Raw genomic sequence first — 20,963 nt, forward strand, 5'->3', positions numbered from 1 at the left:
GCCGTGTTTTCTATGCTGGCTTGCGATGACAGGCTTCATACAGCGGTAAGAGTTCGCGAATGCTATTGACGATAAATTGGGTCGCATCCAGTGAATCCAATTCGGCTTTTTCTGCATTTCGCCCGATGCACCAAAAATCGTCGTCAGAACGCAACGTTAAATCAGCCGGCGAAAGCGTCTTGACTTGACGAAAATCATCGTATTCGCTTTCATCACCGCGCCAAATATCAAACTCCGCAAAGGTGGTAAAGTCCATATTTTCGAGCCATTGGTTATATTGTTGCACATTAATTTGTGAACGATCGGCGCGATAGCAGTGCCAATCTAAACTGACGGACAAACGGCGAGAGTTTAATAATACCGATAAAATCGCCGCGGAATTAAGATGATCTTCATACTTAAAATAAGCAAAAAAATGTCCGCGTACCTGCCACCCATTCGTCCAACTTTCAATATGCGGTTTAGCAAAAGGCGCACCGAGTTCTGTGGACGCTTGCAAAATGGTCGCTTTCCAGTTTTCCCAATGGGCTTTATAGTCAGCTTTAATGCGCGGAATCTCTTCCGGGCAAAATTTTTTCATTTGAGCAAATTGGAAAAAAGGAAGATTAAACAGCTCACAAGCACTGGCATTAATTAGGTTCATGTTTAACTCATTTGTGTAAAGAAATCGCGAATGCCCACCAACATATTATTAATGGCAACGGCGGCTAAAATTAATCCCATGACGCGACTAATCACCGCTGCGCCGGTGTTACCAATCCAGCGTTGAATGCGGTTGGCGGCAAGGAATAAAAGATAGGTAATCAACAACACAGAAAGCATGATTAAGGTTGTCATGGTTTGATCGAACAGGCTGAAACGATGGTTGTCGGTGAGCAACACAATCGCCATCATCGCGCCGGGCGAGGCAATAGACGGCACGGCTAACGGATAGACAGCCAGTTCGTTGAGATTGGATGAAAGTTTAATTTCTTGTTCCGGTTTGCCTTCGCCGAAAATCATGGTCAAGGCGAACAGTAATAACACCAAACCGCCGGCAATTTGGAAGGCGGTGAGGGGAATTTGCATGGCTTCTAACAAGGCTTGTCCGGCGATGAGGAAGAAAATCAAAATACCGGCGGAAATCATCACGGCTTTACGTGCGATTTTTCGGCGATCTTCTACGGATAATCCAACGGTTTTGGTTAAATAGACAGGAATGGAGCCAATCGGGTCAATAACCGCCCATAGCACGACAAATTGAACGACGAGAGAATCAAACATTGGCAACTCCAATAAAAAAGTGGAAAATAACCTACGTATTTTATGAACTGATATCTTATATTAAATTCGTTATAAACCAATGCTTTTTTTCACAAATTTAACCCTAAAACGGGGCTTGACTACGCTCCTCGAAAACGCCAACGCCACCATTAATCCGGGACAAAAAGTTGGCCTGGTCGGCAAAAACGGTTGTGGCAAATCCTCATTATTTGCGTTGCTTAAAAATGAAATGAGCGCCGAAGGTGGCGAGGTGTCTTTTCCGTCAACGTTGGCGTTGGCGTGGGTGAATCAAGAAACGCCCGCATTGGATTGTCGCGCCATTGATTATGTGATTCAGGGTGACCGTGAATACAGCCGTCTGCAACAGGCATTGCAACAAGCGAACGCGGACAATGACGGTAATGCGATTGCCACGTTGCATAATCAACTTGATGCCATTGATGCTTGGACGATTGAAGCACGCGCCGGCGAATTATTGCACGGTTTGGGGTTTTCTCAGGCTGAATTAGTGCAACCGGTGAAGGCGTTTTCCGGTGGTTGGCGGATGCGGTTGAATTTGGCTCAAGCCTTGATTTGTCGCTCTGATTTATTATTGCTCGATGAACCGACCAACCACTTAGATTTGGACGCGGTGATTTGGTTGGAGCGTTGGTTAAAACAATATCCGGGTACATTAATTCTAATTTCGCACGATCGTGACTTTTTAGATCCGATTGTCGGCAAGATTTTGCATATTGAACAACAAAAACTCAATGAATACACGGGCGATTATTCTTCCTTTGAATTGCAACGGGCAACGAAATTAGCACAACAAAATGCCATGTATCGCCAGCAACAACTGAAAATTGATCACTTACAGCATTATATTGACCGTTTCAAAGCCAAAGCCACCAAAGCCAAGCAGGCGCAAAGCCGTATTAAGGCATTGGAACGCATGGAAAAAATTGCGCCGGCGTATGTGGATAATCCGTTTCATTTTGAATTTCGTGAACCGCTCTCCCTGCCAAGTCCTCTATTAATGATGGAAAACGCTTCTGCCGGTTATGGCTCGGGTGAAAGTGCGGTGGAAATTTTAAGTAAAATTAAACTGAATCTGGTGCCCGGTTCACGTATCGGGTTGCTCGGTAAAAACGGCGCAGGGAAATCCACCTTAATTAAATTATTGGCAGGCGAAATTGCGCCGACCGGCGGCACCATTCAATTAGCGAAAGGCGTGCAGTTAGGTTATTTTGCACAACATCAATTAGATACGCTACGTGCGGATGAAAGCGCCTTGTGGCATTTGCAAAAAATTGCGCCTCAACAAACAGAACAACAACTGCGCGATTATTTAGGTGGCTTTGCTTTTCACGGCGACAAAGTGAATCAGCCGGTGGCGTCTTTTTCCGGTGGTGAAAAAGCGCGTTTGGTGTTGGCGCTTATTGTGTGGCAACGTCCGAACTTACTGTTGCTGGATGAACCGACCAACCACTTGGATTTGGATATGCGTCAGGCGCTGACAGAAGCCTTGGTGGATTATCAAGGTTCTTTGGTGTTGGTGTCGCACGATCGCCATTTGTTGCGTAATACTGTGGATGAATTCTATTTGGTGCATGACAAGCAAGTGGAAGAATTTAAAGGGGATTTGGCGGATTATCAGAAGTGGTTGAACGAGCAAAACGCGCAGCCAACGGCGATAAAAGAACAAAATGAGCCCAGTGAAAATGAAAATTCTGCTGCCAACCGTAAAGAGCAAAAACGTAAAGAAGCCGAACTTCGCCAACAACTTGCGCCATTACGTAAACAGGCAACGCAGCTGGAAACTCAAATGGAAAAACTGGGGGCGAAATTACAACAGATTGAAACGGATTTGGCGGATACGAGTTTGTACGATGCAGAAATGAAAGCAAAATTGACCGCACTTTTAGCCGAGCAGGTGCAGGTGAAAAAACAGCTGGAAGAGGTAGAAGTTGACTGGTTAGCACTCCAAGAAAGCATAGAGGACATCATGTCTCAAGCAGAATAAACCACAAAATAATGTGGTTTTGGAAGCGGTGTCACATTATTTTTAAAAAGATCAAAATTTCACTTGATACTGTATATCGATACAGTTATTATAAGCGCAAATTTTGATAATGATTTTCCCCCGAGGTATAAACATGGCAACTCAAGAAGAAAAACAAAAAGCGCTCGAAGCCGCATTAGGTCAAATCGAAAAACAATTTGGTAAAGGCGCCATCATGAAATTAGGCGACAGCCAAAAATTGGATATTGAAGCGATTTCCACCGGCTCCTTCGGTCTTGACTTAGCGTTAGGGATCGGCGGTTTGCCAATGGGACGTATCGTTGAAATTTTTGGCCCGGAATCTTCCGGTAAAACTACTTTGACGCTTTCTGTGATCGCTGAAGCGCAAAAAGCAGGTAAAACCTGTGCCTTTATCGATGCGGAACATGCCTTAGACCCAATTTATGCCTCTAAACTGGGCGTGGATGTGAAAGAGTTGTTGGTTTCTCAACCGGACAACGGTGAGCAAGCGTTAGAAATCTGTGATGCCTTAGTACGTTCCGGTGCGGTAGATGTGATTATTGTTGACTCCGTTGCTGCTTTAACGCCGAAAGCAGAAATTGAAGGCGACATGGGCGATTCTCATGTGGGCTTGCAAGCACGTCTCATGTCCCAAGCGTTGCGTAAATTAACCGGACAAATTAAAAATGCCAACTGCTTAGTGATTTTCATCAACCAAATCCGTATGAAGATCGGCGTGATGTTTGGTAACCCGGAAACCACTACCGGTGGTAATGCACTGAAATTCTATGCCTCTGTGCGTTTGGATATTCGTCGTGTCGGTTCAATTAAAGAAGGCGATGAAGTCATTGGTAACGAAACCCGCGTGAAAGTGGTGAAAAACAAAGTCGCACCGCCATTCCGTCAAGTGGATTTCCAAATTCTGTACGGTGAAGGCATTTCTAAAGAAAGCGAATTGATTGATCTTGGCGTAAAACACAAGCTCATCAGCAAAGCCGGTGCATGGTATGCCTATGAAAACGAGAAAATCGGTCAGGGTAAAACCAATGCGATGAAATGGTTAAAAGAGAATCCGGAACAAGCGAAATTAATTGAAAGTACTTTGCGTGAGGAATTGTTAGCGCATCCGGAAACGGCGATTACCGCCGATGTTGAAGACGAAGTAGCTGAATCTGATTTCGAATAAAATAAGTAATAGGTAAAGTGCGGTGAAAAAGACCGCACTTTTTCTATCTGTTTTTTAACCATAATCACAAGTAACACAATATGTCCTCCTTTGCCCTCAATTATGTGATGAATTTACTTTCTCGCCGTGAATACAGCGAATTTGAACTGCGTTGTAAAATGCAGGAAAAAGCCTTTTCCGAGGAAGACATTGATCAGGCCATCGCACATTGCCAGCAAAAAAACTGGCAAAGTGATCAACGTTTTACCGAAAGTTATTTGAACAGCCGTTCTCAGCGAGGCTATGGCATTAATCGAATCAAACAAGAATTGCGTCAATTAAAAGGGATTGACAGCGCAACCATTGAAGCGGTTGTCCGTGAATGCGATATTGACTGGTCGGCATTGGCGTTAAATGTGTTACGCAAAAAGTTTCCTGATTATAAGGAAAAGCAACCGCCGAAAATGCGCCAGAAAATTTGGCAATACATGCTGTCACATGGGTTTCATCAAGAGGATTTTGCGGATTATGTGGGCACTGGTGAGTGTGAGGACGAGTTTTGATCTCGAAAAATAACAAGGAAAATGACCGCACTTTGCGTTAAGTGAGGTCATTTTTTGATTAGATTACTGCGGTTTCACCACAACATTAAGCAACTTGCCGGCAACATAAATCACCTTAACGATTTGCGTTCCGTCGGTAAAGCGTTTGACGTTTTCATCGGCAAAGGCAATCGCTTTCACACTTTCTTCATCTGCCTCTGAAGCCACAGTGACTTTACCACGCACTTTTCCGTTCACTTGAACCACAATCAATTTTTCATCTTCAATCATCGCATCAGGATCCGCTTCCACCCAAGGGGCAAAGTCGATAATGTCTTGATTACCCAGTTCTTTCCATAAACGGAAACAAATGTGCGGCGTAATTGGATAAAGCATACGCACCACAGCACTCAAGGCTTCCGCCATCACGGCGCGATCTTGTTCGTCGTCTAACGGCGCGCGGGTGAGTTTATTCATTAATTCCATGATTGCCGCAATCGCCGTATTGAACGTTTGACGACGGCCGATATCATCGCTGACTTTCGCAATGGTTTTGTGGACATCACGACGCAACGCTTTTTGCGCACCGGAAAGTGCGGTCGGATTGACGGCTGTTTTTGTTGGATTTTTGCTGTATTCAAACACCAAATTCCACACACGCGCTAAGAAACGTTTCGCTCCTTCCACACCGGATTCTTGCCATTCTAAGGTCATTTCCGCAGGCGAGGCAAACATCATGAATAAGCGCACGGTATCCGCACCGTATTTTTCCACCATTTCTTGTGGGTCGATGCCGTTGTTTTTGGATTTCGACATTTTCGTCATACCGGCGTGCACCAACTCATGGCCTTCATCATCCACCGCTTTCACGATACGACCTTTGTCGTCACGCTCTAAAGTCACTTTGGTTGGCGAAACCCAAATGCGCTCGTTGGTCGGGCTAGTGTAATAGAACGCATCCGCTAACACCATGCCTTGGCACAACAATTTATTTGCCGGTTCATCACTGGTTACCAAGCCTGCATCACGCAATAATTTATGGAAGAAACGGAAATACAATAAATGCATGGTCGCATGCTCGATACCGCCGATATATTGATCCACCGGCAACCAGTAGTTCGCTTCTTCACTGTTTAACATGCCTTGTTGATATTCCGGGCAAGTGTAACGGGCGTAATACCAAGAGGATTCCATAAAGGTGTCGAAGGTGTCGGTTTCTTTTAACGCCGGCTTGCCTTGATAGGTCGTTTTCGCCCATTCAGGATCCGCTTTAATCGGGCTGTTCACGCCATTCATCACCACATCTTCCGGCAGAATGACAGGTAAATCTTCCATTGGCGCCGGCACTACATCACCGTTTTCCAAGGTTAACATTGGAATCGGCGCGCCCCAATAACGTTGACGGGAGACGCCCCAGTCGCGTAAACGGTAATTCACTTGGCGTTTGCCCACGCCTAACTTTTCTAATTTGTCGGCAATGCCATTAAATGCCGCATCAAATGGTAAGCCATTAAACTCAGCAGAATGAATCAGTTTGCCGTGCTCGGTAAAGGCTTGTTTGGTTAAATCAATTTCTTCACCGTTCATCGGTTCGATCACTTGTTTCACTGCCAAACCGTATTTTTGTGCGAATTCATAGTCGCGCTGATCGTGTGCCGGCACGGCCATCACGGCGCCGGTACCATAATGCATTAATACAAAGTTCGCCACCCACACAGGCACTTGTTCACCGGTTAACGGATGCACCGCATATAAACCGGTAGCCATACCTTTTTTCTCCATGGTGGCAATGTCTGCTTCCGCAACTTTAGTGTTTTTCGCTTCTTGAATGAACTGCGCCAATTCAGGGTTATTTTGCGCTGCAAGCGTTGCCAATGGATGGGCCGCTGCAATAGCAACATAACTCACGCCGTAGAACGTGTCGGGACGGGTGGTATAAACGGCTAATTTTTCGTTGGTATCTTTAATATCAAAGGTGATTTCCACGCCTTCAGAACGACCGATCCAGTTACGTTGCATGGTTTTGACTTGATCCGGCCATTGCGGTAAATCGTCTAAGCAATTCAATAATTGTTCGGCATAGTCGGTAATTTTAATAAACCATTGTGGAATTTCTTTTTGTTCCACCGGCGTATCGCAGCGCCAGCAACAACCTTCATGCACTTGCTCGTTTGCCAAGACGGTTTTATCGTTCGGGCACCAGTTCACCGTAGAGGTTTTCTTATACACCAAGCCTTTTTTGTATAACTCGGTAAAGAACCATTGCTCCCACTTGTAATATTCCGGACGGCAGGTAGTTACTTCGCGATCCCAGTCATAACTGAAGCCGAGCAGTTGTAACTGGTTTTTCATGTATTCAATATTTTCGTAAGTCCATTTTGCCGGGGCGGTATTATTTTTTACCGCTGCGCCTTCTGCCGGCAAACCAAACGCATCCCACCCCATCGGTTGTAACACGTTTTTACCAATCATGCGTTGATAACGGGAAACCACATCACCGATGGTGTAATTACGCACATGCCCCATGTGCAAACGGCCGGATGGATACGGCAACATGGAAAGACAGTAATATTTTTCTTTGTTGTTATCTTGTACCGCTTTGAAAGTTTTATTGTCCTGCCAGAATTTTTGCACTTCCGGTTCAAGCAAATCAGGACGATATTGTTCTTGCATAAAAAATCACCTTAAAAATAGACCGCACTTTAGCGGGTTTTAACTTAGAAAATGCGCCATAGAATAGCGTAAAATAGGGAAAAATAACAGGAAGACGTGCGGTGTTTTTTATTCTTTTACAAAATACCAAGAGTGATATACTAGCGCGCAATTTTTAGCGAACAAAAGAGACATTTTTATGACAACTCAAGCACTCAGCGTCGTCATTTTGGCGGCCGGCAAAGGCACCCGCATGTATTCCGATTTACCCAAAGTATTACATCCGATTGCGGGAAAACCGATGGTGAAACACGTTATTGACACAGCGAAACAACTTGGCGCGCGCAATATTCATTTGGTTTACGGACACGGTGGCGATTTAATGCAACAGCGTTTGGCGGCTGAACCGGTGAATTGGGTTTTGCAAACAGAACAGCTCGGTACAGGCCATGCCATGCAACAGGCCGCACCGTTTTTTGCTGATGACGAAAATATTTTGATGGTGTACGGCGATGGACCGATGATCACGCCTGAAACCTTGCAAAAGTTGATTGATGCCAAGCCTGAAAATGGCGTTGCTGTTTTAACGGTGGTATTGGATAACCCAACAGGATATGGCCGAATTTTACGTGAAAACGGTAAAGTCGTTGGTATTGTGGAGCAAAAAGATGCCTCACCGGAACAACGGGAGATTCGGGAGATCAATACGGGGGTTTTAGTTGCTGACGGCGCGAGTTTTAAAAAATGGCTTGCTCAGTTAGACAATAATAATGCGCAAGGCGAGTATTACATTACAGATGTCATTGGTTTAGCAAATCGTGATGGACGCGCTGTTGTTGCAGTACAAGCTGAGGATTTTATGGAAGTTGAAGGTATCAATAACCGTCAACAATTAGCGCGTATGGAACGTTATTTTCAGCGTAAACAAGCGGATAAACTGATGTTGGCAGGCGTGATGTTGTTAGATCCTGAGCGTTTTGATTTGCGTGGCAACTTGACTCACGGTAAGGATGTTGAAATTGATGTTAACGTGATTTTAAACGGCGAAGTGCGGTTGGGAAATCGCGTGAAAATCGGTGCCGGTTGTGTGCTGACAAACTGTGATATCGGCGATGATGTGGAAATCAAACCGTATTCCGTATTGGAAGATGCCACTGTGGGCACCAATGCGGCTATTGGTCCATTCTCTCGCTTACGCCCGGGCGCAGAATTGGCAGAAAATACTCACGTCGGTAACTTTGTGGAAATTAAAAAAGCACAAATCGGCAAAGGTTCCAAAGTGAACCACTTAACCTATGTGGGGGATGCGGAAATTGGTCAAAATTGTAATATCGGCGCAGGCGTGATTACCTGTAACTATGATGGTGCCAATAAGTTTAAAACCACTATCGGCGATAACGTCTTTGTCGGCTCCGATAGCCAACTTATCGCGCCGGTGACCATTGAAAGCGGCGCAACGATTGGTGCAGGCTCCACCATTCGCCGTCATGTGAAACAAGATGAACTGGTGACCACACGCGTGCCGCAAAAACACGTACAAGGTTGGGAAAGACCGAAGAAGAAATAATTCGGTTTAATCGAAGTTAAGCATTCACAAGAGCAATATGGCTTTGCTGTATTGCTCTTTTTATGGCTTTTGAGGCATAAAGTGCGGTTGTTTTTTTATATTTTTTGAGCGACTTCAAATCTCGATCTATTCATCACTATAATTATGTATGCATTCACGTTAAACTAAAGGCATATCGTTAAAATGCGATGTGGAAATGCGCCGGATTTGATTTCAGAGGATAGGCACTTTCTATCCACTTCGGAAAAGGCGAATGTATTTGATTGGAGAATAGCATGAAACATTATGATCCGCTGCGTATTGAATGGGATTGTCGGCGTGGGATGCTGGAATTGGATAAGGTCATCATGCCGTTCTATAAACAGCATTTTGAACAGTTAAGCGAGCATAAAAAAGCCATTTTTGTTCGCTTATTGGCTTGCAGTGATTTGCAGTTGTTTTCTTGGTTCTTTAATCATGGCGAAATTGCGGATCCGCAATTGGCTGACATGGTGCAGGAAATTCAACAAAAGCTCAACCTAACACATTGATTTACACTGTTTTATTCATTTTTATAAAAGAACTGAACTTTTTTTTATTCATTTCGTCTAATTTGCTGTAAGCTTGCTGGCTTTGAAATTAAAGTTTGTGAGACGTAATATTTGAGGTGATATGGCTGAACAGCTAACAGATCAAGCTTTGGTAGAAAGGGTGCAGCAGGGAGATAAGAAAGCTTTCAATTTGTTGGTATCGCGTTATCAAAATAGAGTAGCCGGATTGTTAACGCGGTATGTTTCACCGAATGATATTCCCGATGTTGTACAAGAATCATTTATAAAAGCCTACCGTTCTATCGGTGCTTTTCGTGGTGATAGTGCTTTTTATACTTGGCTATATAGAATCGCAGTAAATACTGCAAAAAATTATTTAACGGCACAGGGTCGCCGTCCTCCAAATGAAGATATTTTGGCTGAAGAGGCAGAGTCTTACGATGTCGGATCGAATTTACGGGATGTGGCGACACCTGAAAACGAAATGTTATCTAACGAATTAAAGAAAATTGTGTTTGATACCATTAAAGGCTTACAAGAAGATTTACGCACAGCAATTACTTTGCGCGAAATTGAAGGATTGAGTTACGAAGAAATTGCGGAAATTATGGAATGTCCGGTGGGGACGGTCAGATCACGAATTTTTAGAGCACGTGAAATTATTGAAAGCAAGGTCAAACCGCTTTTACAACGTTGATTGAAAATAGGAATACCTCTACGGTTAGTTGGAGTACAAACATGCAAAAAGAATTACTTTCAGCATATATGGATGGTGAGCAAGTGAATCCTACGTTCACCGAACAATTATGCCAAGATGCGGAATTGCAGGAAAGTTGGGAAGATTTTCACACCATCCGTTCTATTATGCGTAAAGAATCGAGTGTTGTGTTAGGTGCTGATTTCACCGCCAAAATGGAAAGTTTAATTGCAACAGAAGAGATTCAAGTGTCTAACGCAATGACGTCTCAACCGTTGCCGCAGGAAGTGGAAAATGCGCCGTTCATGCAAAAATTAAAAGCGTGGTTTATGCCGATAACACAGGTTGCCGTTGCAGCAAGCGTGTGTTTGGTAGCCGTATTAGGTGTGCAGTCTTTTAATGCGAAATCTACCGTTCAAAGTGCGGTGGATGCGCCAGTATTACAGACCTTGCCTTTTAACAATGGTGTGCAAGAAGTGAGTTACAATGCGCCAAGCAAAGATGTGATGACAGCTGAGCAGCTTGAGCAAAAAAATAAGCGTATTGGTGCGATGTTGCAAAGTTATGAACTACAACGCCGGGTTTATGCTGATTCCATCAATTTGGGGCAAAACCGCAACAATAAATAATCCCGCGTTTCGGGATGGCCATTTTGTAAGAATTCACCACCATTTTTGGTGGTGAATTTGTTTATTAGGAATTTGATCATGTTAAAAACATTTCTAAAAACCACCGCACTTTTTTTCTTACTCAGTACTTCATTTTCTTCTGTCGGTGCCGAAACGCTTTCGGCGAAACAGTTGTTGCAGGAAATGAAGAAAGCTGCCGATCAGCTCAATTATGAGTTTTCTTTTGTGCAAACTACGCCGTCCAATATGGATTCGTTGCGTTATCGTCATTTTAAAGTGAACGGCAAAACATTTGCACAATTAGTGACGCTTGATGGCGCTCAACAAGAAATTATTCAACGCGATAAATTAATTAGCTATTTCCAGCCAAACTATCAACCTTTTAGTATTAACAGCGAAGGCATTACCGATAATTTACCGCCACTTATTCGTGCGAATTTTGATACCTTGGAACAATACTATGATTTTGTGAATATCGGGCGTAATCGCGTAGCGGATCATGTGGTACAAACCATTCGAATTTTGCCGAAAGACGATTTTCGTTATCAATATGTTGCTTTTATTGATGAAGAGAATAACTTGCTGTTGCGCAGCGATATGTTGGATCGCGATGGCAATTTATTGGATCAATTCCGTGTCGTTAATGTGTATGTGGGAAATGGAATTTCAGGCTTAGTGGATTATTTCAATCAAGTGGCTTTCCCTCCATTACTAATGAATAAAAATGCCAATCAAACGCCAAACTTTACTTGGGCGCCGGGTTGGTTGCCACAAGGTTTTAAAGCAGTAAATCGTAGTATTGAACGTGATAGCAATGATAAAATTGAATCACAACTTTATAGCGATGGACTTTTTTCTTTTACGCTATATGTATCTGACAAAATGACTGAAAATACACAGCCGGATAATACTTGGCGACAAGGCGCATACACGATTTATAACGAAACCGTGGGCAATAAAGAGGTAACAATTATTGGGCAATTACCGATTTCTACGGCAAAACGTATTGTGCAAGACATTCAATTTAACAAAAACTAAATAGGCTTATTATGTTGACAGAAAGTGCGGTCGTGATTGAATACGAATCCGGCAAGGCGAAAGTAAAATGCCAGTCACAAAGTGCCTGTGGCAGTTGTGCGGCAAAATCCGCTTGTGGAAATTCCGCATTATCGGAATTAACCGGTAGCGGTGCGCGTGGTGAGCATATTTTCACCATTGAAACCATTACCCCGCTAAAAGTTGGGCAGAGGGTGGAGATTGGTTTGTCTGAACATTCCTTGATCAAATCGGCGTTGCTGATGTATTGCGTGCCGTTGTTCACCTTATTATTCAGCACGCTATTGTTTGATTCGTTGTTGAGTCACGAGCTTGTCAGTGTATTTTTTATTTTTATTTCAACCGCACTTTCCTTCCTTGGTGTGCGCTGGTATGCCCAAAAACTGAACCGTAAATCGGCTTACCAACCGGTGTTATTACGCGTACTTTAACGTAGATGACGCTCTATTTTATCGCATTATTTCGTCTCTAGGCGATGGCTTTGAGCCTTCCTTATATTTCATTGGAAGGCCAAGCATTGACAACGGCTTTAACCAGCGTGGCGAGCGGAATTGCGAAAAATACCCCCCAGAATCCCCACAAGCCGCCAAAAATGAGCACCGCAATAATGATAATCAGCGGATGTAAATTCACGGCTTCCGAAAAAAGAAAAGGCACAAGTAGGTTACCGTCTAAGAGCTGTGTGATGATAAATGTGATCACGATGTACCAAAACGTATGGGTATCACCGAACTGAAAAATCGCAACCAGCACGACAGGAATGGTCACTAACACCGCACCGATATAAGGCACTAATACGGAAAGTCCGACCGCTACGGCTAATAATAATGGGTAATTTAAGCCGAAAATGAGAAAGGTGGCGTAGGTGATGATGGTGACCACCAAAATTTCCATTAATTTTCCACGAATATAATTGGCGATTTGTTGTTGCATTTCTAACCAAACCACAGAGGCTAATGTTCGGTTACGCGGTAGAAAACGGCTGACGCCGGCAATTAATTGTTCTTTATCTTTCAGCAAGAAAAAAATCATGAGTGGCACAAGAAAAGAATAAATCCCCAATGTCACTAAGTTCATGATCGAGGAAAGAGAGAGTTTTAAGGCAGATTCGCCTAAACCGAGAATTTTAGTACGCACGGAACTGAAAATAGAATCAACCATTTGATAATCAATCAATTCCGGATAATGTTCCGGCAAGGAGAGCAGCCATTCATTAAATTTATTGAACATATGTGGTAAATCGCCTAATAATCCCGCCATTTGCCCCCATAGATTAGGGATTAAAACGACAACAATTAAGAAAACCAAGCCGATAAATCCACCTAAAATAATGGTGCTAGCGAGTAGTCTTGGACATTTTAAGCGTGTATTTAACCAACGAACGGGCCATTCTAAAAGATAAGCAAGCACAATGGCAACGAGCAAGGGGGCAATCAAATCACTCAAAAAATAGATTAAGATAAAGCCAAACAACAAAATGGCAAATAATCCCATCGCTTGCGGATCGCTGAAACGACGAGCGTACCACGTTTTTAACATTTCAATCATAATAAATACCTCTGTAAAACGGGTACGATTATAAGTTAAAATTTGAGCGAATCACATATACAGAAGGAATTTCCATGTCACTTATTCTTTTTCATAATCCTCGTTGTTCAAAAAGCCGTGAAACATTAGCTTTATTAGAACAGCGCCATATTCATCCTAAAATTGAGCTTTATTTGCAAAACACCTATACCCCGGCTGAATTAAAGCATCTTGCAGATAAATTAGGTATTAGCGATGTTCGACAAATGATGCGAACAAAAGACGCGTTATATGACGAACTGGGTCTGGATAACCCGAATTTGAGTCAGGCAGCGCTTTTGCAAGCGATTAGTCGGCATTCCTCACTTTTAGAACGTCCCATTCTTATTAACGGCAATAAAGCCAAAATAGGGCGCCCGCCGGAAAGCGTATTGGCTATTTTAGATTAGAAAAAAGGCAATTATTTTGGACCGCACTTTGAAGGGCGTGATGAATTAACTGCTTGCAGCGTAAAAACTGATTGAAGCGTAAATTGGATGAGGATTTAATGATTGAAATAACCTAAAAAAATACCCTGCTAAAGCAGGGTATTTTTTTGTTCTCTGTGTAAAATTATTCAGTAACAATACTTACGTATTTACGGCTTTTCTCGCCTTTTACTTCAAATTTTACTTTACCATCGGCTGTCGCGAATAAGGTGTGGTCACGTCCCATTCCAACGTTGTTGCCTGCGTGGAATTTAGTACCACGTTGACGAACGATGATGCTACCTGCTAATACAGATTCACCACCGAAACGTTTAACACCAAGACGTTTAGCTTCAGAATCACGACCGTTACGAGTTGAACCACCAGCTTTTTTAGTTGCCATCTACTTGATCTCCTCTGAAATTATGCTTGAATCCCAGTGATTTTCACTTCTGTGAACCACTGACGATGACCTTGTTGTTTACGGCTGTGTTTACGACGACGGAACTTAACGATTTTTACTTTATCGCCACGACCTTGCGCAACTACTTCAGCCACTACTTTTGCACCAGCAACGACTGGGGCACCGATTTTAACATCTTCACCATTAACGACCATCAACACTGAATCGAATTCAACTGTTGCGCCAGTTGCAAGTTCAAGTTTTTCTAAACGAACGACTTGACCTTCGCTTACTCGGTGTTGTTTACCGCCACTTTGGAAAACTGCGTACATAAATACTCCGCTATAAATTGTGCTCTAATGTTATTTCATTTCGCACATAAAATTCATATAAATAGGGCGCAAATTCTACGTAAAAATTTGCCTTATGGCAAGGACTTCTTTAAAAGAAAATAAAAAATCCCACAAATTCCTCGGAACGATTTCAGAAAGCCTAAAAAATCAGGTAAAATCGACCGCACTTTATGCCTCAGTTTTAACGTAACCGGCCCTATTTAGCTCAAATTGACCAAAATGAAGACAACAAACTTAATGGATATGAATGCGATCCAGGCGTTAAGCCAAGCGGATATGCAAAAAGTGAACGAATCGATTTTAGCCCAGCTGAACTCAGATGTGGTGCTGATTAATCAATTGGGATTCTATATCGTACAAGGCGGTGGTAAGCGTATTCGTCCGTTAATTGCCGTGCTGGCGGCAAGAGCCTTAGGTTTTGAAGGGCAAAAAGCCATTACGTGTGCCACCTTTGTGGAATTTATTCACACGGCGTCTTTGTTGCATGATGATGTCGTCGATGAATCGGATATGCGTCGTGGGCGTGCCACGGCAAATGCGGAGTTTGGTAATGCCGCAAGCGTGTTGGTAGGCGATTTCATTTATACCCGCGCGTTCCAATTGGTTGCTCAGCTGGAATCCTTAAAAATTTTGCGCATTATGGCGGATGCCACCAATGTGTTGGCAGAAGGCGAAGTTCAACAACTAATGAACGTCAATGATCCGCAAACAAGTGAAGAAAATTATATGCGGGTGATTTACAGCAAAACCGCCCGTTTATTCGAAGTGGCAACACAGGCAGCCGCAATTATTGCCGGCGGCACTGAAGCGCAAGAACGTGCATTGCAAAATTACGGTCGTTATCTCGGCACGGCATTCCAGTTGGTGGATGATGTGCTAGATTATAGCGCGAATGCCAAGGCCTTAGGGAAAAATGTGGGTGATGATTTAGCCGAAGGCAAACCGACCCTTCCTTTATTACACGCGATGCACCACGGCAATGAGCAACAAGCCGCATTAATTCGTGAGGCCATCGAACAAGGCGGAAAACGCGAGGCGATTGATGAGGTGTTAGCCATTATGGCAGAACACAAATCTCTTGATTACGCAATGGATCGTGCTAAACAAGAAGCGCAAAAAGCCGTGGATGCGATTCAAGTTTTGCCAGAAAGCGAGTATAAAAACGCGTTGATTTCTTTAGCCTATTTATCGGTAGATAGAAGTTATTAAGATGACAGAACAACAATCTCAAAGTGCGGTCGGTTTTCAACATAAAACACGCAAACAAAAACCGCGCAAAGATCCAAATGCACCTTTTATTCGTGAAAAATTGGAATTGCCTGAAGGACACAATAAACTGCTTTTGCACTCCTGTTGTGCGCCTTGCTCGGGGGAGGTGATGGAAGCCATTTTGGCGTCCGGTATTGAATTTACGATTTATTTCTACAACCCGAACATTCACCCGTTAAAAGAATATTTAATTCGCAAAGAAGAAAATATTCGTTTTGCGCAAAAATTTGGTATTCCGTTTATTGATGCCGACTATGATCGTCAAGAATGGTTTGATCGTGCTAAGGGGATGGAATGGGAGCCGGAGCGCGGCATTCGTTGTACCATGTGTTTTGATATGCGTTTTGAAAAAGCGGCTGAATATGCACATGAGCACGGTTTCCCGGTGTTCACCAGTTGCCTTGGTATTTCGCGTTGGAAAGACATGGAGCAAATTAACGGTTGCGGTCATCGTGCGGCAGAAAAATATGACGATGTGATCTATTGGGATTATAACTGGCGTAAAGAAGGTGGCTCACAACGGATGATTGAAATCAGTAAACGTGAGCGTTTTTATCAGCAAGAATATTGCGGTTGTGTTTATTCGTTGCGTGACAGCAATAAGTGGCGCGAACAAACCGGTCGTCAAAAAATTGAAATCGGTAAACTTTATTATTCCCCCAATCAGTAAGTCATTCCATGTATTGATTCATGGCAGATAAATTTCAGGCAAAGCTTGCTTTTCTAGGGTGTTTATCTGCCTTTCCTTTTTTCTCTACAACCGTTATTTTTTTCTACCTCCAACAGGTAAAAATCTTCAGGAAAACTGCATTTTTACTAGCGGGAAAAAGCGCAACTCGGTAGAATAGCCAGTCAATTTTTATGAACCATTAGAGTAAATTTTAGCCAGTATGACGCAAAAACTACATATTAAAACTTGGGGCTGCCAGATGAACGAATACGATTCATCTAAGATGGCGGATTTATTACACAGCACACACGGTTTGGAACTTACCGAGGTGCCGGAAGAAGCGGATGTTTTATTATTAAATACCTGTTCCATTCGTGAAAAAGCACAGGAAAAAGTCTTCCATCAATTAGGTCGTTGGAAAGAATTAAAGAAAAATAACCCGAATTTATTGATTGGCGTGGGCGGTTGTGTGGCATCGCAAGAAGGTGAACACATTCGTACCCGCGCGCCTTATGTGGATATTGTTTTCGGGCCGCAAACATTGCATCGCTTGCCTGAAATGATTAATCAAATTCGCGGTGGGAAAAGCTCCGTTGTAGATATTAGTTTCCCGGAAATTGAAAAATTTGACTGTCTGCCGGAGCCTCGTGCAGAGGGACCAACTGCCTTCGTTTCTATTATGGAAGGCTGTAATAAATATTGTACTTATTGTGTGGTGCCTTATACCCGTGGTGAGGAAGTCAGTCGTCCGGTAGATGATATTTTATTTGAAATTGCACAGTTAGCCGCCCAGGGCGTGCGTGAAGTGAATTTGCTTGGTCAAAACGTGAATGCTTATCGTGGCCCGACATTTGACGGTGAAATTTGTACTTTTGCAGAATTATTACGTTTAGTCGCTGCCATTGACGGTATTGACCGTTTACGTTTTACCACGAGCCATCCGATCGAATTCACCGACGATATTATCGATGTGTATCGTGATACGCCGGAGCTCGTGAGTTTCCTTCATTTGCCGGTGCAATCCGGTTCAGACCGCGTTTTAACCATGATGAAACGCGGACATACAGCGCTTGAATACAAATCCATTATTCGCAAACTAAAAGCGGTACGTCCGAATATTCAAATCAGCTCTGATTTCATCGTGGGGTTCCCGGGTGAAACCAATGAAGATTTCGAGCAGACTATGAATTTGATTGCTCAAGTGAATTTCGACATGAGTTTCAGCTTTATTTATTCTGCCCGTCCTGGTACACCGGCGGCAGATTACCCAGATGATGTGACTGAAGACGAGAAAAAACAACGTTTGTATTTGTTGCAACAACGCATCAACAATCAAGCGGCTCAATTCAGTCGTGCGATGTTAGGCACGGAGCAGCGCGTGTTGGTAGAAGGCCCATCGAAGAAAGATATTATGGAATTAACCGGCCGTACGGAAACCAACCGTATTGTGAATTTCCAAGGTACGCCGGAAATGATCGGGAAATTTGTCGATATTAAAATCACCGACGTATTCACGAACTCCCTACGTGGTGAAGTGGTACGCACTGAAGATCAAATGGGCTTGCGTGTGTTGCAATCGCCACAAATGGTAATTAACCGCACCCGTAAAGAAGATGAACTGGGTGTAGGCCGTTACACCGGCTAATTTATCTGAGCTGAATGAAAAAACCTCGCGATGTTTGCGAGGTTTTTTATTACGACTATTTCTGCTTTTCGAGGAAAATTAAATATTCCTCCAACATTTCAATGGCTTCCAAACAACGGGCTCGACGTTGTTCTAGTTGTTCCAGTTTTAATCGGTTAAATGGAAGTCCCTCTCTCTGCGCTTCACTTAAACTATCTTGCTCATGCTGAATTTTTTCATTGAAAGACGCTAAATATTCATAATATTTTGCCAGACGTTCGCGCGGTGGCAGGCTGTGTACAGGATGTTGACGTTTATTTTGCGGTTTATTTTCTTCTTTATCTTTAACCGGAAAGAGCTGCGCATTTTGCTGTTGACGCGTTAAAGCATCCGAAAGTGCGGTGCATTGTGCGGATAGTTTTTGCGTGTAAAACTGCCATGCTTCAATGTTATTGCTTTCAATCTGTTCAAGCTGCATAAGAGAGTGTTCGATCTGCTCAAAATAAAATGCCGTTTTTTGCCAATTTTCCGTAAACAGATTGGGTGAAAATTTTGCGTAAACAATCTCTTCTTTTTGCGAGGCATAACGTGCAAAGAAATGCTGAAGGCTTTGTTTTAAGCGTTGCGTGGAAATGTTGTTCATAGACATAAAAAAGCAAAAGTGCGGTGGAAAATTTAGGTGTTTTTCCGACCGCACTTTTAGGTTTAGAGAGTCATTGCTGCAAGCCAGCCGAAGGCTAACAACGGAATGTTATAGTGAATGAACGTTGGTACAACAGAATCCCAAATGTGGTCGTGTTTACCGTCCATATTCAAACCGGATGTCGGTCCTAAGGTTGAGTCGGAAGCCGGTGAGCCCGCATCACCTAATGCTGCCGCAACGCCCACGATAGACACTGTAGCAAGTGGGGAGAAGCCGAAAGACAAACAAAGCGGTACATAAATCGAGGTGATGATTGGCACCGTAGAGAAGGAAGAACCGATTCCCATGGTGATCAATAAGCCGACGAATAACATTAAGAATGCGGCCAGTCCTTTACTTTGTAACCCTTGTCCTAAGGTTTGCACTAAGTCTGTTACGCCACTGGTGGTATTAATCACATTAGCGAAACCGGAGGCAGCGATCATCACAAAGCCGATCATGGCCATTAAGCGTAAGCCTTGTTGGAAAATGTCGTTACTTTCTTTGAGCTTAAAGATGCCGAACACGGCAAAAATGACTAAACCGACCAAACCACCGATGATAGTAGAGCTTGTCACTAATTGTGTGGTGAAGGTAGCCACAATCGCAACAAGGCTTGCGGTGATTTGTTTTGGTGTAATGTTAGCAATGTGTTGCTCAATGTCTTGCGTTGTTGGTTCTGCTGTGGTGACGGCATATTCACGCGGTTTGCGATAAGTGATAAATACGGCAGTCAATAAGCCTAAAATCATCCCGGTTACCGGAATCATCATAGCGAGGGAGACTTCACCTACTGTTGTTTGTAACCCTAATGAGGCACCGACATTATTAATATTTTTCACCAAAACGCTTTCGATAAAGATTTTACCGAAACCCACAGGTAATAACATATAGGTGGCGGTTAAGCCAAAAGTGAGGACGCAAGCCACGGCACGACGGTCAATTTTTAGTTTGTTGAACACAGCAAGTAGCGGTGGAACAACAATTGGAATAAACGCAATGTGCACCGGTAACAGGTTTTGTGATGAAATCGAGAATAAGACCAAAATCCCCAATAAGGCATATTTGAACATGGCAATCCCATTGGCAGAGGGGGTTTTGTTCATGCGGGTAATCACTTTATAGGCGAGTAAATCAGTGATGCCGGATTTGGAGATGGCAATAGCAAAGGCACCGAGCATGGCATAGTTCATTGCCACTTCAGCACCGCCACCAAGGCCGCCGGTAAAGGTTTCAATGGTTTTTGTTAGGCCTAAATCGCCGATTAAACCTGCGGTGAGGGCAGAAATAACCAAGGCAACGACCACGTTAATTCGCAACAAGCTGAGAATCAGCAGGACTGCGATGGAAATAACAACTGGATTGGTTAGCATTTTTTTGTCCTTATGATTAAGTTATTGATAATTTACTAGAGAAATAAAATTTGTCTAATAAAATCAGCGGCTAATTTCTGAGGAATTTATTTTTACGGTAAAAAAACAAACCCCTCGAAAGTCAACTTCCGAGGGGTTTTAAAGGGTAGCGTTTTATTCGTGCCTGCTCGGAAGTTATCTTCCAAGCACACCAAATACCTGAAAGATCATTCAGTTACGTGGTGATGATGGTGACGACGAATAAAGCGCATTTTGGAATCTCCTATGTGAATTGGTTTTTAAGCTACTTCAAAAAAAATTTTACTGCAAGTGTTTTTTCAAAAAATGTGAAGTGCGGTCGATATTTTTGATGTTTTTTACGTTTCGAAGAAAACATACAGGAATTTGCCTCAGTTTGTTTTAGGATTTTCGCCGATATGCAATAAACGCATACGTAACCTATTTAAGAAAAAACACGGTAAAATCCCACCGCACTTTTTAGAAGCGTAG

21 protein-coding genes and 1 other annotated feature are annotated in these 20,963 nt (G+C 43.1%); of the genes, 13 read left to right on the forward strand and 8 right to left on the reverse strand.

Translation table 11 applies throughout. The features are described 5' to 3' along the window. Positions 1-10: 10 nt before the first annotated feature. The gene (locus Q0203_RS05965) at positions 11-643 is read right to left on the reverse strand and encodes an HI_0552 family protein (protein WP_297930325.1); all 633 of its coding nucleotides are present in this window, start codon (positions 641-643) and stop codon (positions 11-13) included. A gap of 2 nt (positions 644-645) precedes the next feature. Next, a complete protein-coding gene (locus tag Q0203_RS05970) occupies positions 646-1,263 on the reverse strand; it encodes a MarC family protein (protein ID WP_021615505.1) in 618 nt (205 codons plus the stop codon). A 79-nt stretch (positions 1,264-1,342) separates the two neighbouring features. Here Q0203_RS05970 and Q0203_RS05975 point away from each other — a divergent pair, with 79 nt between their 5' ends. The 3 genes from Q0203_RS05975 to recX all read left to right on the forward strand — a co-directional run bounded on the left by Q0203_RS05975 (position 1,343) and on the right by recX (position 4,996). Then, positions 1,343-3,268 (forward strand): ABC transporter ATP-binding protein, encoded by a 1,926-nt coding sequence (locus Q0203_RS05975; RefSeq protein WP_297930330.1) that lies wholly within the window; start codon positions 1,343-1,345, stop codon positions 3,266-3,268. A gap of 133 nt (positions 3,269-3,401) precedes the next feature. Next, positions 3,402-4,454, forward strand: coding sequence for a recombinase RecA (recA, locus tag Q0203_RS05980; protein WP_297930333.1), 1,053 nt, complete (start codon positions 3,402-3,404; stop codon positions 4,452-4,454). A gap of 80 nt (positions 4,455-4,534) precedes the next feature. Then, the gene (gene recX / locus Q0203_RS05985) at positions 4,535-4,996 is read left to right on the forward strand and encodes a recombination regulator RecX (protein ID WP_297930337.1); all 462 of its coding nucleotides are present in this window, start codon (positions 4,535-4,537) and stop codon (positions 4,994-4,996) included. 63 nt (positions 4,997-5,059) lie between these two features. Here recX and leuS read toward each other — a convergent pair whose 3' ends face one another. Then, complete coding sequence (gene leuS / locus Q0203_RS05990) at positions 5,060-7,648, reverse strand: leucine--tRNA ligase (protein WP_297930340.1); 2,589 nt, start codon at positions 7,646-7,648, stop codon at positions 5,060-5,062. Positions 7,649-7,826: 178 nt separating this feature from the next. On the opposite strand from leuS, the gene glmU reads away from it, so the two are divergent. The 6 genes from glmU to Q0203_RS06020 all read left to right on the forward strand — a co-directional run bounded on the left by glmU (position 7,827) and on the right by Q0203_RS06020 (position 12,537). Then, positions 7,827-9,194 (forward strand): bifunctional UDP-N-acetylglucosamine diphosphorylase/glucosamine-1-phosphate N-acetyltransferase GlmU, encoded by a 1,368-nt coding sequence (gene glmU, locus Q0203_RS05995; RefSeq protein WP_297930342.1) that lies wholly within the window; start codon positions 7,827-7,829, stop codon positions 9,192-9,194. 275 nt (positions 9,195-9,469) lie between these two features. Further along, on the forward strand, positions 9,470-9,724 hold the full coding sequence (locus tag Q0203_RS06000; protein WP_295973074.1) for a succinate dehydrogenase assembly factor 2: 255 nt from the start codon (positions 9,470-9,472) through the stop codon (positions 9,722-9,724). Between the two features lie 121 nt (positions 9,725-9,845). Next, positions 9,846-10,421, forward strand: coding sequence for an RNA polymerase sigma factor RpoE (rpoE, locus tag Q0203_RS06005; RefSeq protein ID WP_021615491.1), 576 nt, complete (start codon positions 9,846-9,848; stop codon positions 10,419-10,421). 41 nt (positions 10,422-10,462) lie between these two features. Further along, the gene (locus tag Q0203_RS06010) at positions 10,463-11,050 is read left to right on the forward strand and encodes a sigma-E factor negative regulatory protein (protein WP_297930345.1); all 588 of its coding nucleotides are present in this window, start codon (positions 10,463-10,465) and stop codon (positions 11,048-11,050) included. Positions 11,051-11,128: 78 nt separating this feature from the next. After that, positions 11,129-12,088 carry a sigma-E factor regulatory protein RseB gene (rseB, locus tag Q0203_RS06015; protein ID WP_297930347.1) on the forward strand — a complete coding sequence of 320 codons (960 nt, stop codon included), beginning with the start codon at positions 11,129-11,131 and terminating at the stop codon, positions 12,086-12,088. Between the two features lie 11 nt (positions 12,089-12,099). After that, entirely contained in the window at positions 12,100-12,537 is a 438-nt protein-coding gene (locus tag Q0203_RS06020; protein ID WP_209364127.1) for a SoxR reducing system RseC family protein, read from the forward strand. A gap of 61 nt (positions 12,538-12,598) precedes the next feature. Here the strand turns inward: Q0203_RS06020 and Q0203_RS06025 are convergent, their stop codons facing one another. Continuing rightward, positions 12,599-13,654, reverse strand: coding sequence for an AI-2E family transporter (locus Q0203_RS06025; protein ID WP_297930350.1), 1,056 nt, complete (start codon positions 13,652-13,654; stop codon positions 12,599-12,601). Positions 13,655-13,728: 74 nt separating this feature from the next. On the opposite strand from Q0203_RS06025, the gene arsC reads away from it, so the two are divergent. Beyond that, positions 13,729-14,082: an arsenate reductase (glutaredoxin) gene (arsC, locus tag Q0203_RS06030; protein ID WP_297930353.1), complete on the forward strand. Its 354-nt coding sequence runs from the start codon at positions 13,729-13,731 to the stop codon at positions 14,080-14,082. 163 nt (positions 14,083-14,245) lie between these two features. Here the strand turns inward: arsC and rpmA are convergent, their stop codons facing one another. Together rpmA and rplU are read right to left on the reverse strand one after the other, a co-directional pair. Continuing rightward, on the reverse strand, positions 14,246-14,503 hold the full coding sequence (rpmA, locus tag Q0203_RS06035; RefSeq protein WP_005539872.1) for a 50S ribosomal protein L27: 258 nt from the start codon (positions 14,501-14,503) through the stop codon (positions 14,246-14,248). Between the two features lie 20 nt (positions 14,504-14,523). Continuing rightward, complete coding sequence (gene rplU / locus Q0203_RS06040) at positions 14,524-14,835, reverse strand: 50S ribosomal protein L21 (protein WP_005695431.1); 312 nt, start codon at positions 14,833-14,835, stop codon at positions 14,524-14,526. 240 nt (positions 14,836-15,075) lie between these two features. On the opposite strand from rplU, the gene ispB reads away from it, so the two are divergent. From ispB to miaB, 3 genes are all read left to right on the forward strand, one after another. Beyond that, a complete protein-coding gene (gene ispB / locus Q0203_RS06045) occupies positions 15,076-16,065 on the forward strand; it encodes an octaprenyl diphosphate synthase (RefSeq protein WP_297930357.1) in 990 nt (329 codons plus the stop codon). A 1-nt stretch (position 16,066) separates the two neighbouring features. After that, the gene (locus Q0203_RS06050; RefSeq protein ID WP_006719036.1) at positions 16,067-16,795 is read left to right on the forward strand and encodes an epoxyqueuosine reductase QueH; all 729 of its coding nucleotides are present in this window, start codon (positions 16,067-16,069) and stop codon (positions 16,793-16,795) included. Positions 16,796-17,015: 220 nt separating this feature from the next. Beyond that, positions 17,016-18,440: a tRNA (N6-isopentenyl adenosine(37)-C2)-methylthiotransferase MiaB gene (gene miaB, locus Q0203_RS06055; RefSeq protein ID WP_109128104.1), complete on the forward strand. Its 1,425-nt coding sequence runs from the start codon at positions 17,016-17,018 to the stop codon at positions 18,438-18,440. A 55-nt stretch (positions 18,441-18,495) separates the two neighbouring features. Here miaB and priC read toward each other — a convergent pair whose 3' ends face one another. Next, the gene (gene priC / locus Q0203_RS06060) at positions 18,496-19,062 is read right to left on the reverse strand and encodes a primosomal replication protein PriC (RefSeq protein ID WP_297930427.1); all 567 of its coding nucleotides are present in this window, start codon (positions 19,060-19,062) and stop codon (positions 18,496-18,498) included. Positions 19,063-19,124: 62 nt separating this feature from the next. Next, complete coding sequence (locus tag Q0203_RS06065; protein WP_297930360.1) at positions 19,125-20,474, reverse strand: Na+/H+ antiporter family protein; 1,350 nt, start codon at positions 20,472-20,474, stop codon at positions 19,125-19,127. Between the two features lie 102 nt (positions 20,475-20,576). Further along, positions 20,577-20,705, reverse strand: a sequence feature (His leader region). Positions 20,706-20,963: the final 258 nt, after the last annotated feature.

Source organism: uncultured Aggregatibacter sp. (assembly GCF_938046485.1).
Taxonomy (GTDB): Bacteria; Pseudomonadota; Gammaproteobacteria; order Enterobacterales; family Pasteurellaceae; genus Aggregatibacter.